13 protein-coding genes are annotated in these 14,012 nt (G+C 70.5%); 8 read left to right on the top strand and 5 right to left on the bottom strand.

Features of this window, described 5'->3' with window-relative positions; genetic code table 11:
* The 3 genes from JEQ17_RS32055 (at nucleotide 1) to JEQ17_RS32045 (ending at nucleotide 2,709) form a co-directional block, all read left to right on the top strand.
* Complete coding sequence (locus tag JEQ17_RS32055) at nucleotides 1–1,032, top strand: ketoacyl-ACP synthase III (RefSeq protein WP_200398416.1); 1,032 nt, start codon at nucleotides 1–3, stop codon at nucleotides 1,030–1,032.
* A 71-nt stretch (nucleotides 1,033–1,103) separates the two neighbouring features.
* Entirely contained in the window at nucleotides 1,104–1,352 is a 249-nt protein-coding gene (locus tag JEQ17_RS32050; protein ID WP_055611752.1) for an acyl carrier protein, read from the top strand.
* Between the two features lie 85 nt (nucleotides 1,353–1,437).
* Nucleotides 1,438–2,709: a beta-ketoacyl-[acyl-carrier-protein] synthase family protein gene (locus JEQ17_RS32045; protein WP_200398414.1), complete on the top strand. Its 1,272-nt coding sequence runs from the start codon at nucleotides 1,438–1,440 to the stop codon at nucleotides 2,707–2,709.
* 150 nt (nucleotides 2,710–2,859) lie between these two features.
* Here the strand turns inward: JEQ17_RS32045 and JEQ17_RS32040 are convergent, their stop codons facing one another.
* Nucleotides 2,860–3,354, bottom strand: a complete 495-nt coding sequence (locus JEQ17_RS32040) for a DUF3145 domain-containing protein (RefSeq protein ID WP_055611750.1) — start codon at nucleotides 3,352–3,354, stop codon at nucleotides 2,860–2,862.
* Nucleotides 3,355–3,551: 197 nt separating this feature from the next.
* On the opposite strand from JEQ17_RS32040, the gene JEQ17_RS32035 reads away from it, so the two are divergent.
* On the top strand, nucleotides 3,552–4,466 hold the full coding sequence (locus JEQ17_RS32035) for an SGNH/GDSL hydrolase family protein (protein ID WP_200398413.1): 915 nt from the start codon (nucleotides 3,552–3,554) through the stop codon (nucleotides 4,464–4,466).
* Nucleotides 4,467–4,571: 105 nt separating this feature from the next.
* Here the strand turns inward: JEQ17_RS32035 and JEQ17_RS32030 are convergent, their stop codons facing one another.
* Nucleotides 4,572–7,019, bottom strand: a complete 2,448-nt coding sequence (locus JEQ17_RS32030) for a beta-glucosidase H (RefSeq protein ID WP_200398411.1) — start codon at nucleotides 7,017–7,019, stop codon at nucleotides 4,572–4,574.
* Between the two features lie 113 nt (nucleotides 7,020–7,132).
* Between JEQ17_RS32030 and JEQ17_RS32025 the strand changes: the two genes are divergently transcribed.
* Nucleotides 7,133–7,738 (top strand): TetR/AcrR family transcriptional regulator, encoded by a 606-nt coding sequence (locus tag JEQ17_RS32025; protein WP_200398409.1) that lies wholly within the window; start codon nucleotides 7,133–7,135, stop codon nucleotides 7,736–7,738.
* Here the strand turns inward: JEQ17_RS32025 and JEQ17_RS32020 are convergent.
* Nucleotides 7,725–8,111: a RidA family protein gene (locus JEQ17_RS32020; protein ID WP_200398407.1), complete on the bottom strand. Its 387-nt coding sequence runs from the start codon at nucleotides 8,109–8,111 to the stop codon at nucleotides 7,725–7,727. The genes JEQ17_RS32025 and JEQ17_RS32020 overlap by 14 nt on opposite strands.
* 102 nt (nucleotides 8,112–8,213) lie before the next feature.
* Between JEQ17_RS32020 and JEQ17_RS32015 the strand changes: the two genes are divergently transcribed.
* Nucleotides 8,214–9,218 carry a LysR family transcriptional regulator gene (locus tag JEQ17_RS32015; RefSeq protein ID WP_407700103.1) on the top strand — a complete coding sequence of 335 codons (1,005 nt, stop codon included), beginning with the start codon at nucleotides 8,214–8,216 and terminating at the stop codon, nucleotides 9,216–9,218.
* 106 nt (nucleotides 9,219–9,324) lie between these two features.
* Nucleotides 9,325–10,572, top strand: coding sequence for a C15 family peptidase (locus JEQ17_RS32010; protein WP_200398403.1), 1,248 nt, complete (start codon nucleotides 9,325–9,327; stop codon nucleotides 10,570–10,572).
* Here the strand turns inward: JEQ17_RS32010 and JEQ17_RS32005 are convergent.
* Nucleotides 10,562–11,362, bottom strand: a complete 801-nt coding sequence (locus JEQ17_RS32005; protein WP_200398401.1) for an EI24 domain-containing protein — start codon at nucleotides 11,360–11,362, stop codon at nucleotides 10,562–10,564. The two genes, JEQ17_RS32010 and JEQ17_RS32005, sit on opposite strands and share 11 nt — an antisense overlap.
* A gap of 227 nt (nucleotides 11,363–11,589) precedes the next feature.
* Nucleotides 11,590–13,014: a MocR-like pyridoxine biosynthesis transcription factor PdxR gene (gene pdxR, locus JEQ17_RS32000; protein ID WP_200398399.1), complete on the bottom strand. Its 1,425-nt coding sequence runs from the start codon at nucleotides 13,012–13,014 to the stop codon at nucleotides 11,590–11,592.
* Between the two features lie 153 nt (nucleotides 13,015–13,167).
* On the opposite strand from pdxR, the gene JEQ17_RS31995 reads away from it, so the two are divergent.
* Nucleotides 13,168–14,007 carry an EamA family transporter gene (locus JEQ17_RS31995; RefSeq protein ID WP_200398397.1) on the top strand — a complete coding sequence of 280 codons (840 nt, stop codon included), beginning with the start codon at nucleotides 13,168–13,170 and terminating at the stop codon, nucleotides 14,005–14,007.
* Nucleotides 14,008–14,012 lie beyond the last annotated feature (5 nt).

The raw sequence follows: 14,012 nt of genomic DNA, 5'->3' as shown, positions 1-14,012 counted from the left end.
ATGTCGAAGATCAAGCCCAGCAAGGGCGCCCCGTACGCGCGCATCCTCGGTGTCGGTGGCTACCGCCCGGTCCGTGTCGTGCCGAACGAGGTGATCCTCGAAACGATCGACTCGTCCGACGAGTGGATCCGCTCGCGCTCCGGCATCGAGACCCGGCACTGGGCGAACGACGAGGAGACCGTCGCCGCCATGTCGATCGAGGCGTCCGGCAAGGCGATCGCCGACGCCGGGATCAGCGCCGAGCAGATCGGCGCCGTGGTCGTCTCGACCGTCTCGCACTTCAGCCAGACCCCGGCCGTCGCCACCGAGATCGCCGACAAGCTCGGCACGGCGAAGGCCGCGGCCTTCGACATCTCGGCGGGCTGCGCCGGCTTCGGCTACGGACTGACCCTCGCCAAGGGCATGGTCGTCGAGGGCTCCGCGGAGTACGTGCTTGTCATCGGCGTCGAGCGGCTCTCCGACCTGACCGACCTGGAGGACCGCGCGACGGCCTTCCTGTTCGGTGACGGCGCGGGCGCGGTCGTCGTCGGCCCCTCCCAGGAGCCGCACATCGGCCCCACCGTGTGGGGTTCCGAGGGCGACAAGTCCCACACGATCAAGCAGACCATCCCCTGGGACCGTTTCCGGATCGGCGACGTGTCCCAGCTGCCCCTGGACTCCAAGGGCGAGGTCAAGTTCCCCGCGATCACGCAGGAGGGCCAGGCGGTGTTCCGCTGGGCCGTGTTCGAGATGGCGAAGGTCGCCAAGGAGGCGCTGGACGCCGCCGGACTCACTGCGGACGACTTGGACGTCTTCATTCCCCACCAGGCCAACGAGCGGATCATCGACTCGATGGTGAAGACTCTCAAGCTGCCGGAACACGTCACGGTCGCCCGTGATGTGCGCACCACCGGTAACACCTCGGCCGCCTCGATCCCGCTCGCGATGGAGCGGCTCCTGGCGACCGGCGAGGCGAAGAGCGGCGACACCGCGCTCGTCATCGGCTTCGGGGCGGGTCTCGTGTACGCCGCGACGGTCGTTACCCTCCCCTAGGCACACCGCCCGGATCCTTCCGGGCGGGAGTACCGCCACACCCTCTGGATACACAAGAAGGAGCGCCTGACATGGCCGCCACTCAGGAAGAGATCGTCGCCGGTCTCGCCGACATCGTGAACGAGATCGCCGGCATCCCGGTCGAGGACGTCCAGCTGGAGAAGTCCTTCACCGACGACCTGGACGTCGACTCGCTGTCCATGGTCGAGGTCGTCGTCGCCGCCGAAGAGCGCTTCGACGTCAAGATCCCCGACGACGACGTCAAGAACCTCAAGACGGTCGGCGACGCGACCGAGTACATCCTCAAGCACCAGGGCTGAGCCAACCCCCAGCCCAGACGCTGCTAGCCCCGCCACCCGGCGGTGGCGCCGCTGAATCCTCGTATCCGTTGGAGAAAGAATTCCCGTGAGCCCGACCAATCGCACCGTGGTCGTCACCGGTATCGGCGCAACCACACCGCTGGGTGGCGACGCAGCCTCTACCTGGGAGGGCCTGGTCGCCGGACGTTCCGGCGTCGGCCCTCTGGAGCAGGACTGGGCCGCCGACCAGGCGGTCCGTATCGCGGCACAGATCGCCGTGGAGCCGGGCGAGGTCATTCCGCGCCCGCAGGCCCGCCGCCTCGACCGCTCGGCGCAGTTCGCGCTGATCGCGGCCAAGGAGGCCTGGGCGGACGCCGGTTACACCGACAAGGCCGGCGAGGACGCGGCGGTCGACCCCGACCGTCTGGGCGCGGTCATCGCCTCCGGCATCGGTGGCGTCACGACCCTGCTCGACCAGTACGACGTGCTGAAGGAGAAGGGCGTACGCCGCGTCTCCCCGCACACCGTCCCCATGCTGATGCCGAACGGCCCCTCGGCCAACGTGGGTCTGCTCGTCGGCGCCCGCGCCGGTGTGCACACCCCGGTCTCCGCCTGCGCGTCGGGCGCCGAGGCCATCGGCTACGCCATCGAGATGATCCGCACCGGCCGCGCCGACGTCGTCGTCGCCGGTGGTACGGAGGCGGCGATCCACCCGCTGCCCATCGCCGCCTTCGGCAACATGATGGCGATGTCCAAGAACAACGACGACCCGCAGGGCGCCTCGCGTCCCTACGACCTCGGCCGGGACGGCTTCGTCCTCGGCGAGGGCGCGGGTGTCATCGTCCTGGAGTCGGCCGAGCACGCCGCCAAGCGCGGTGCCCGCGTGTACGCGGAGGCGGTCGGCCAGGGCATCTCGGCCGACGGCCACGACATCGTGCAGCCGGAGCCGGAAGGGCGGGGCATCGCCCACGCCCTGCAGAACCTGCTGGACAACACGGACCTGAACCCGGCGGAGATCGTGCACGTCAACGCGCACGCGACCTCCACGCCGGCCGGTGACGTGGCCGAGCTGAAGGCGCTGCGCAAGGTCTTCGGCGACGACACCGACCACTTCGCGGTCTCCGGTACGAAGTCCATGACCGGGCATCTGCTGGGTGGCGCGGGTGGTGTCGAGTCCGTCGCCACGGTGCTCGCGCTGTACCACCGGATCGCACCGCCGACCATCAACGTCGACAACCTCGACCCCGAGGCGGAGGCCGCCGCCGACATCGTTCGCGGTGAGGCTCGGAAGTTGCCCGTCGAGGGGCGGATCGCCGCGCTGAACGACTCGTTCGGGTTCGGTGGGCACAACGTGGTTCTGGCGTTCCGTACGGTCTGATTTCGGCCGTATTTGTGCCTACGGTGAGTGGCCCGGGCTCCTCCTTGAGGAACCCGGGCCACTTGTCGTTCGTTGGTTGTCGGCCGCGCGCCGGTGGGGGCTTGTCGCGCAGTTCCCCGCGCCCCTTACGGGCGCGCCCGTCCGAAGGTCTCAGACCACCTGGTGGAGCCAGCGGACCGGGGCGCCCTCGCCCGCGTAGCGGAAGGGCTCCAGTTCGTCGTCCCAGGGCTTGCCGAGGAGCTTGGTGAGTTCGGACTCCAGTTGCGTTTCGCCCTGCTGGGAGCGGACCAGGGCGGCGCGCAGGCGGTCCTCGGGGATCAGGATGTCGCCGTGGATGCCGGTCACGGCGTGGAAGATGCCCAGCTCAGGGGTGCAGCTGTAGCGCTCTCCCTCGGCGGTGGCGCACGGTTCGGCGGTGACCTCGAAGCGCAGCATCTGCCAGCCGCGCAGCGCCGAGGCGAGCTTGGAGGCCGTGCCGACCTCGCCCTTCCAGGAGAACTCGGATCTCCAGGTGCCGGGTGACGCGGGCTGCCGGATCCAGTCGAGGCTGACCCGTGTGCCGAGCACACCCGCGACTGCCCATTCGACGTGCGGGCACAGCGCACGCGGCGCGGAGTGCACGTAGAGAACTCCACGTGTCGTCACTGGGACCTCCGGACAGAGCGGGCATCTTGCACTTTGGCGGAACGTCAGTGGCTGGGCAGCCACGTGGCGAGGCTACCGTGCGGCGGCGCAAGGAGTGTGACGTACCGTCGGTCCCAGCGCCCGGAAACACGGAGGTTTCACCCAGGGGGACGCTCCTGGGCGGGCCGCCGTTGCGTGACGAACGAGGGGAACTGGGAATGCGGAAGCGTGGTCACGGTTCACGAGGTGTCGCCGCGGCCGCGGTGGCGGCTCTGCTGGGTGTCGCGGGACTGGCCGGATGCGACGCCAGTGGCGGCAACTCCCCGGGGCCCTCCGGCACCTCCGCGCGGGCCGCGAAACCGTCCCCGAAACCCACTCCCGCCTGGGACAGCAGCCCCCGCTCACTGGCCGCCGTCGGCGACTCCATCACCCGCGGCTTCGACGCCTGCTCGGTACTGTCCGACTGCCCCGAGGTCTCGTGGGCGACCGGCACCGACTTGAAGGTGAACAGCCTCGCGGTACGGCTCCTCGGCCCGGCCGGTGCCGCCCAGCGCAGCTGGAACTACGCGCAGACCGGCTCCCGCATGACCGATCTGCCCGGCCAGATGGCCCAGGCCGCGACGAAGAAGCCCGAGCTGGTCACGGTGATGGCCGGCGCGAACGACGCCTGCCGTTCGTCGGTGTCCGCGATGACCTCGGTGGCGGAGTTCCGCACCCAGTTCCAGGACGCGCTGACCACACTGCGGGAGGCTCTGCCGAAGACGCAGGTGTACGTGTCCAGCGTGCCCGATCTGAAGCGGTTGTGGTCGGAGGGGCGGACCAACCAGCTGAGCAAGCAGATCTGGAAGCTCGGGATCTGCCCGTCGATGCTGGGTGACGCCGACGCGTTGGACTCGGCTGCGACGTTGCGGCGGGACACCGTGCAGGATCGGGTGGAGTCGTACAACTCGGTGTTGCGGGAAGTGTGCGCGAAGGACGAGCGGTGCCGGTTCGATGGTGGGGCGGTGTTCGAGTATCGGTTCGGTACGAAGCAGTTGAGTCACTGGGACTGGTTCCATCCCAGCAAGAACGGGCAGGCCCGGCTTGCTGAGATGGCGTACGCGGCTGTGACCTCGCGTACGCCTCCTGCGTGAGGGGTGGGGCGCCGTTTTGAGCTGCGGGTTCGTTGTGGCTGGTCGCGCAGTTCCCCGCGCCCCTAAAGACCAAAAGCGCAAAAGACCAAAAGCCCAAAGTGCGGGTCAGACTTCAATGCTCGCCCTCAGCCTGCAGTCGGTGATCGAGTGGGACGCCTCGATCTCGTATGAACCCCTCCTCGGTGTCCAGGCGTTGGTCTTCTCGTCCCAGGTCTCGAAGGCTCGGGTGGGGAGTTCGACGGTGACTGTGGCTGCTTCGCCCGGGAGTGCCTCCGCCGTTGCGAAGCCTGCCAGCCAACGCGTCGGGCGGGTGGTGTCGGGCTCTGTGGGAGCCAGGTAGATCTGGACGGTCTCTCGGCCCTCGCGGGTGCCGGAGTTGGTGATGCGGACCGTGACCGTTGTGCCCGTCACGTCGATGGAGTCGTACGTCCAGTCCGTGTAGCCGAGGCCGTGGCCGAAGGGGTAGGTCGGGGTGCGGCCCTCCTTCTCCCAGGCCCGGTAGCCGATGAACACGTCCTCGGTGTAGGGGAGTTCGCCGTCGGTGGGGGTGACCCGGGTGACCGGGGCGTCGGTGAAGGAGCCCCAGGTGGTGGGGAGGCGGCCGCCGGGCTCGTGGGTGCCGGTGAGGACGTCGGCTAGGGCGGCGCCGCCCTCCTGGCCCGGGAACCAGCTGAGGAGTACGGCGGACACGTCGTCGCGCCACGGGAGTTCCACCGGGGAGCCGGAGTTGACGATCACGACGGTGTTGGGGTTGGCGGCGGCGATCGCGTGGACCAACTCGTCCTGGCGGCCGGGGAGTCGGAGGTCCTTGCGGTCGAAGCCCTCGGACTCGACGCGTTCGGTGGTGGCGACCACGACGACCGCGGTGTCGGCGGCGCGGGCGGCCTCGACGGCTTCGGCGATCAGTTCGTCCGGGTCGCGCTGGGGCTCCTTGTGGGTGAGCGTGAAGGCGACGACCTTCATGGGGACGTTCTCGGGGACGGAGACGACATGGCGCAGTGAGACCTCGTAGGTGTCACCGGCGGTCAGGTCCACCGTGGCCCGCTCGACCGGAGCGCCGAAGAACGTCACGAACGGGTCGTCCTTCTCCGCCCGTTGGACCTCGTCGAAGTACGTCGTGCCGTCGACCGTGAGCGTGAAGGCGCCGAGTCCCTTGATGCCGAAGGTGTGCGGGCCGCTCTCGCGCGGGGTGAAGGTGCCGGTGAGTTCGACGCTGTGGAGGTTGTCGTGGGTGACTCCGTCGGGCAGGTCGTCGCCCATCCACTGGAGGTGACCGCTCGGTGCGGAGCCCGTGCCGACGACGGTGCCTGCGGAGTCGCGGCAGACCGCTCGCAGTTCGAATCCCTTGTCGGCGGCGGCGAGTTCCTCGTTCGGGTCGGCGCCGACCGCGTACGTCAGCGTGCCCTCGGGCAGTGCGGCGGTGAGGCCGTCGAGCGGGGAGACGACCCGGGCGGGGAACACGACGGCGGAGCCGCCGCCGAGGACCCGGGCGTCGCGGGCGGCGGCGCCGATGAGGGCGACCGACCGGCCCTCGGGGATCGGGAGGGCGCCTTCGTTGCGTACGAGCACGAAGGCGCGGCGGGCGATCTCACGGGCCAGCGACTCTCCGTCGACCTCCGCCGGGAAGTCGGTGACCACCGGTTCGGCGCCGTCCAGGATGCCGACGCGGGCGGCCAGGCGCAGCACGTTGCGTACGGCTTCGTCGACCTTGGTCTCCGCCACCTCTCCGGCGCGGACGGCGACGGCGAGTTTCTCGCCGTACACGGTGGTGGGTCCCGGCATCGCGACGTCCAGGCCGCCCTCGACGGCGTCGACGGTGGAGCGGGCGGCCATCCAGTCGGAGACGTTGAAGCCGTCGAAGCCCCACTCGCCGCGCAGGATCTCGTCGACCAGGTAGCGGTGCTCGGTCATCGTCGTGCCGTTGACCGAGTTGTAGGCGGTCATGATGCCCCAGGGGTGGGCGTTCTCGACGATCGCCTCGAAGGGGGCCAGGTAGAGCTCGCGCAGGGCGCGTCGGGAGACCACGTTGTTCACGGTGAAGCGGTCGGTCTCGGCGTCGTTGGCGACGAAGTGCTTGACGGTGGTGCCGACGCCACCCTCCTGGACGCCGGTCACGTACCCGGAGCCGATCCGCCCGGTGAGATACGGATCCTCGCTGTACGCCTCGAAGTGACGGCCGCCGAGCGGTGATCGGTGCAGGTTGACCGTGGGGGCGAGCAGGACGTGGACGCCCTTGCGGCGGGCCTCCTGGGCGAGGAGGGTGCCGGCGCGGCGGGCCAGGGCGGGGTCCCAGGTGGCGGCGAGCGCGGTCGGGGACGGCAGGGCGATGGACGGGTCGTCGGCGGTCCAGCGCACGCCCCGTACCCCTATCGGACCGTCGGACATGACCAGCGACTTCAGGCCGATCTCCGGCAGGGCGGGCAGGGACCACATGTCCTGTCCGGCGAGCAGCCGCGTCTTCGCGTCCAGGTCGAGTTTCGCGAGCGCGGTCTCGACCACGGCCTCGCGTGCCTGGTCGGCCGGGGTGGACCGGGTTCCCTGGGTTCCCGCCATGGCGGTGCCTCCTCGTCGAAGTCCGTACCGTCCCTCCATCCTGCACGCGTTACCTGTAGATCGGTAGGTTTAGTTATCTGTACGTTACTTTCAGTGGGCCGGGGGATGTGCCCGTGTCGTACGGTGACGTCATGACGAGCAAGGCGCCCCGGTCGGCCAGGAGCGTGGAGCGGCGCGCGGAGATCCTCCGGGCGACGCTGGAGGTGATCGCCGAGCGCGGTTACCGGGGCGCGAGCCTGGCCGCCGTCGCCGAGCGGGTCGGGCTCACCCAGCAGGGGCTGCTGCACCACTTCCCCACCAAGGAGGCGCTGCTCGTCGCCGTGATGGCGGAGCGCGACCAGTGGGACGCGATGCCCGCCACCAGGCTGCGGCTCGATCTGCTGGACCAGCTGGTCGAGTACAACGCGATGCGGCCCGGGATCGTGCAGACCTTCTCGGCGCTGCTCGGCGAGAGCGTCACGGAGGGGCACCCGGCCCGTGAGTTCTTCACCGAGCGGTACGAGGCGGTGCGCGCGAACATGGCGCAGGTGCTGCGGGCCGACTACGGGGAGCGGCTGCCGAGCGGGCTCACGCCTGAGCGGGCCGCTCCCCTGCTCGTCGCGGTGATGGACGGGCTGCAGTACCAGTGGCTGCTCGCGCCGGAGTCGGTGGACATGCCGGCGGCGTTCCGCGACTTCCTCACGCTGCTGGGCGAAGGCCCCGGGGTCAGCGGGGGCTGACGGCGGCGACGACCTCCACCTCGACGAGGGCCTCCGGCTTGAAGAGGCGGGACACCTCGAAGGTCATGCTGGTGGGGGCGGTCCCGGTGAGGAACTCCCGTCGTACGGAGCCGTATTCGTGGAGTCTGTCGATGTCCGTCAGATACGTACGGATGTTGATGACGTCGGCGAGGGTGGCTCCGTGCGCCTTGAGCAGGGCGTCGATGGTCTCGAAGACCCCGCGGGACTGTTCGGCCAGGGTGTCTCCGTCGGCGATCTGTCCGGAGAGGTACAACATCACTCCCCCGCCGTCGAGTTCGACCCGGGCGACCTGGGAGTAGTAGGCGTTGGCGGGCTGCGGGGCGGAGGGCGGGTTGTCGAGCGTCGTCTGCATCTTCACGTGTTCCTTCGGTGGTCCTTCTTGTACGTGTCCTCGGCCTTGTACGTGTCCTCGACGCTAGGTGTGGGCGGGCGATGCGACAAGCGAATGTCTAGCATGGCCGCCATGCAGACACCGCATACCGAAAGCGACGCCGACGCCCTGGTCGGCGGGGCCGTGGGGGTGGGGACCGGCGGCCCGGACGACGTGCCGGGCCTCTCGACCGTCTGGCTGCGGGTCTTCCTGGAGGTGGCCCGGCACGGGTCGTTCACGGTGGCGGGGCGGGTGCTCGGCTGGACGCAGTCGGCGGTGTCGCGGCAGGTCGCCTCGCTGGAGGCGGCGCTCGGCGGGGCCCCGCTCTTCGACCGGCTGCCGAGAGGGGTTCGGCTGACGGGGGCGGGGCGGGCGCTCGTCCCGCACGCCGAGGCCGTCACCGAGCGACTCCGCGACACGGCACGGGAGTTGGCGTCACTGCGCGAGGCGTCGAGCGGCAGACTGCGGGTCGGTGCGTTCGCGACGGCCGACGCGGCGCTGGTGCCTCGCGCCATCGCCGCCTTCCGCGCCCGGCACCCGGGGGTCCGGCTCACCCGCGAGGAGGGGCTGACACCGGCCCTCCTCGACGCCCTCACCGCGGGCGACCTCGACCTCGCGGTCGTCTCCACGACGGGCCGCGCCCCGCTGGACGCCCACGAACTGCACCACCTCCTCGACGAGTCCCTGTACGTGGCCGTCCCGGCGGGCCATCCCCTCTCCGGCCTCCCGTCCATCCAGCTGTCCCAACTCGCCGACGCCGACTGGATATCCGGCAGCTCCCGCCCCGAGGGCACCCTCCTCGACATGGCTCTGCTGCACGGTTTCCGCCCGCGTGTGGCACACGTCGTCGCCGAGTGGACGGCCAAGCAGGGGTACGTGGCCGCCGGGCTCGGGGTGACCCTGATCCCGGCGCTGGCCGCCGAGTCCGTACGCCCCGACATCGCTCTCCTGCCGGTCCACGACGAGGGGGCGCCGGCCCGGGCGGTGTACGCGGCGACGGCCCGGGGCAGACACCCGGAGCCGTCCACGTCGGCGTTCCTGGCCGCCCTGCGCGAGGCGGCGGCGAAGATCCCCTCGCCCCGCACCTGACTCGCACACCCCTGCGTTCACGCGCCATGGCGCACGCCCCGTCCGTCACGCATACTGCGGCCATCCGACGACGGCCCCCACTCGCGACGGAAGGACCTGAACTACCTTGACGCACATACGTGTTCAGCTCGGCGCCCTCGGCCTGGCCCTGCTGACCGGCCTCGCGGCCCCGCCCGCCCACGCGGCGGAGGACCCCGCCGCCGCGCCCACCGTGGAGGAACGGCGACTCGACAGGGCGGCGCCCCAGGAGATCCTGGCCCGCTCCGGATTCGCCACAGTGGCACCGGAGTTCGTACGAGCACTGGGCAAGACCCGTTCGTACGCGCAGGCCGAGCGGGTGGTCGAACGGCAGGGCGCGCGACTGTGGCAGCGGGCCGTGGACCGCGCGCAGGGCCGGGGCCCGGCGGGCGGCGACCTGAGCCGGGACGACGACCGCCCGCTGTACTGGGCTCGGCTCGGCATGACCCGTGAAGTACGCCAGTGGGAGCCGCGGTTCGGCCTCACCGAAGCCCAACGGACCCGTCTGCTCACCTCACTCGAGCGCACCTCCCGCGGGCAGGACACCATCCGCTACCCGCACTCCAAGGGCATCAAGCGAATCCTGGTGACGGGCTTCGACCCGTTCACGCTGGACCGGGACATCCGGATCTCCAACCCGTCCGGAGCCACGGCCCTCGCGCTCGACGGCACGGTGATCGAGACGGCGGACGGCCCGGCCCGTATCGAGACCGCCGTCTTCCCGGTCCGCTGGCAGGACTTCGCCGACGGCACGGTGGAGCGGACCCTGCGCCCGCAGCTCCCCCGTGTCGACCTGTTCACGACGGTCAGCCAGGGCCGGGTGGGCCGGTTCGACGTCGAGCGCACCAACGGGGCCTGGCGGGGCGGCTTCGGGGACAACGAGAATCTCTCCCGCACCGAGACCATCCCGGTCACGGACCCGGCCTCGCAGCCGCAGTGGACGTCGACGACCCTGCCGTACAAGGACATCGTGGCCGCGAGCACGGGCCGATTCCCCGTGTACGACAACACGTCGGTGACCGAGATCCCGGCGGGCGGCACCACTCCCGTCGTACGCCCCGAGGGACCGACCGCCGGCTCGACCGCCCGCGCGGGCGGCGGAGGCGACTACCTCTCCAACGAGATCGCGTACCGCGCGACGCTTCTGCGGGACCGGCTGGGCCTCACCGCCTCGCTCCCCGGCGGTCATGTCCACACGCCGGTCCTGCAGTTCGGGACGGGCAACACGGATCCGGCGAGCGGGACGGTCACCGACCCCCAGTTCATCCAGAACCGGCTGGACATCATCGCCCAGGTCCGATCGATCCTGAAGGTGGCGGCGGACGTCACCGGCTGACGCTGCCGGCCTGCTCTCCCTCGTCCTCGTCCTCTTCTTCGCGGGTCTCCTCGCCCATCAGATCGCGAGCCATCAAGGTGGCGCCCGCGACCGCGCCGGGCATCAGGAAGACGGCCACGAAGGGGACGAGGAAGGCGAGGCCCAGCGGAGTGCCGAAACCCCAGATCAGCCTCTTGCGGGAGCGGAGCATGGTGAGGCGGTCGCGGAGTACGACACCGCGGCGTTGCAGGGCGACCGCCGTCAGTTCCTCGGTGAGGAAGAAGCCCGTGACGAAGAAGCCGATCACCGGGACGACGGTCTGTCCGACGAACGGGATGAACCCGAGCGCGAAGAGCAGTACGCCCCAGACCAGGGCCCTGGCCACGACCCTGAGGCTGTCCCGTGCGGAGATCAGGAGCTCGCGCCACAGGGGCAGGCCCGACTCGGGTGCCGTGCCGTCCGGGGAGACGTCCCTGTCCACCTTCTCCGAGAGGTTCTCGTAGAAGGGCTGGCCGAGGAGGAGCGTCACGGCGGTGAACGTGATCACGGAGAGGAGGAGGGCGAGGGCGAAGAGGACGGCCGTCAGGAATCCGCGGAAGAGGCCGAGCCAGGGGCTCGACCAGTCGTCTGCGAAGGGGGTGGCCCAGGCGGTGAAGTCCGTGCCCCACAGGGCCAGGGCGGTGAGGGCTGCGGCGTACAGGACGAGGGTGATGAGGCCGGGGATCAGTCCGAAGCCGAACTGCTTTCCGTGGCGGGTCACCCACCGCTGTCCCCGCACCAAGTAGCCGAACCCCACGCCAAGATCATGCATACCTGCACCATACCGGGGGCTCCGCCGGGGGGTTGTGGTCGGCTGCGGGCCCGTTGTGGCTTGTCGCGCAGTTCCCCGCGCCCCTGGAAGGGCACCGCCCGGAGGGGACGGTGGCCGCGGCTCACGACGACACGCGAGGGCAGCAACCGTGCGGCGAGCGGGTCTTGTGTCTGCCGTCGCAGTCCCGTAAGGAACTCCGCGAGCCGCTCGACGACTTGTGGGCGGACTCAGGTGTTCAGCGCTGCCGCGAGGATTCGTACGCCGTGGCTGATCCTGGACTCGTTGACGTTGCCGAAGCCGAGTACCAGGGCAGGGCTGAACGCGGTCGGACCGGTCGCGCCGGCGGTGCGGTAGCGATCGAGACCGTAGACCTGGACGCCCTGGGCGGCGATGCGGTCCACCAGGTCCTTCTCGGTCGGCTTCGGGGGGAGCCGCAGGAGGGCGTGGCAGCCTGCGTCCAAGCCGTCGAGCCGGATGCCGGGGGCGTGCTCGGCGAGTTCGGTGACCAGGGTCTGGCGGCGCGCGTGGTAGATGTCGCGCATCCTGCGCAGATGCCGGTCGAAGCGTCCGGACTCGATCAGCAGCGCCAGTGCGGTCTGGTCGAGCGCGGGTACTCCGCGGCTGGTCAGGTGTTTCTCCCGCGCCAACGGTTCGAGGAGTCGTGGTGGGGCCAGCAGCCAGCCGATCCGGATGCCTGGCGCCAGTGTCTTGCTGACCGAACCGAGCGCGATGACCCGGTCCGGTGCGAGGCCCTGCAGCGAGCCGACCGGCTGACGGTCGTAGCGGAACTCGGCGTCGTAGTCGTCTTCGAGAACGAGTCCGTCGACCTCCTCGGCCCAGGCGATCAGGTCGCGGCGGCGCTGTGCGCTCAGGACGACTCCGGTCGGGCATTGATGAGCCGGTGTGACCAGGACGGCGCGGGCTCCGGACGCGGCCAGCGCCTCCACGTCCACACCCTCCTCGTCGACGGGTACCGCGATCGGTGAAAGGCCTGCCCGGGTGGCGAGTTCGTCGTGCTCGCGGGGTCCAGGGTCCTCCAGAGCGACCGTGTCGTGGCCGGCGTGCGCGAGCGTACCGAAGACCAGGTTGAGGCCGTGCCGGAAGCCGTTCACGATGATCGCGTCCTCGGCTTCGGCGGTACCGGCTCGGACGCGCCGGTGGTAGCCCGCGAGGACACCGCGGAGCTGTACGGAGCCCGAGCCCGTTTCATCGCCCATGGCAGCGGATCCCGCCCCCCGTGCGGCCTGGGTGAGCGCCCACAGCCAGTCCTGCATCGGGAACGACAGGAGGTCAGGGATTCCGTACTCGAAGTCGACCTCGATCGGCGCCGGCCGCGTGCGGTCGTCCCGTTTCGGTCGCCGCGGCGCATCGCGTGCGGACGTGCTCGGAGCGACCCGCGTGCCGGATCCGGTCGCGGTGATCAGGTAGCCCTCCGCGGCCAGTTGGTCGTAGGACTCCACGACCAGACCACGGGACACCTGAAGTTGCCCGGCGAGGGACCGGCTGGACGGCAACCGCTCCCCCGCGGAGAGCCGGCCGGCGCGGATCGCGCCGCGCAGCTCGCGCTGGAGCTGCTGTCCGATCGGTTCGGGACTTGACCGGTCCAGGCCGATGAGCAGTTCCGGCCCGATCCCGACCCAGCGCACCGCCATCAACGCCACCCCAAGTGGTCCACTCCGCAGCCTTCAGATTGGCCCTGCAGGCAAGACCAATCTTCGTCGAGGATCGAGGTACTGGCAACGACCCCAGCAGGAGGACCCGATGATCACCTCGACATTCAGCGCTCACGACGGCGGTGGGCTCCGATGACCATCGGGATCCTGCTGGCGTTGCTGGCCGCCGTCGGGTACGGCACCTCCGACTTCATCGGAGGCTTCGGCTCGGGGCGGGTCTCGGCCTGGGCGGTCGCGTTCACAGGGCAGCTGGCCGGTGCGGCGGCCATCGTCGGTGTCAGCTTGGCGATGCCCGGGACCCCGTCACTGCGGGACTTCGGCTGGGCGACGCTGGCCGGTCTCGGCGGTGCGATCGGGTCGGCCTTCCTCTATCGCGGTCTCGCCTCCGGCAGCATGGGGACCGCGGCACCGGTCTCGGCCGTCGGCGCCGCGATCCTGCCCGTCCTGGTCGGCTCCGCCCTCGGCGAGCGGCCGACCTCGCTCGTCTGGCTCGGCGTCCTCGTCGCGTTGCCCGGTATCTGGCTGGTGGCTCACGAGAGTGGCGCAGACCCGGCGGCCGGTCGCCGGCCGGCGATGATCGACGGCGGAATCGCCGGGCTGGGTTTCGGCTGCCTGTTCGTCGCCACCGCTCAGATTCCGTCCTCCGCCGGCGTGCTGCCGCTGGCCGTGAGCCAGCTGATCGGTGCCGTCGTGATCGCCGTGATCGCCACCGCACTCCGCCGGCCCTGGCGTTCTGGTGTCAGGCACCTGCACTGGGGCGTCGTCGCCGGCACGCTCGGCGCGGTCGGTACCTGTCTCTATCTCGCCGCCACCCAGGCCGCCGACCTCGGCGTGACCGCGGTCCTCACCTCGCTCTACCCGGCGATCACGGTTCTGCTGGCCGTCGTGTGCCTGAAGGAACGCATCCGCCCCACCCAGCGCCTCGGCCTCGCCACCTGCGGAGCCGCCGTCGTCCTCGTCGCCATCGGATGAGAACT

The organism is Streptomyces liliifuscus, assembly GCF_016598615.1.
GTDB classification, from domain to species: Bacteria; Actinomycetota; Actinomycetes; order Streptomycetales; family Streptomycetaceae; genus Streptomyces; species Streptomyces liliifuscus.
Note: the sequence above shows the minus strand (reverse complement) of the source record. Positions and strands in the feature narration are given on the sequence as shown.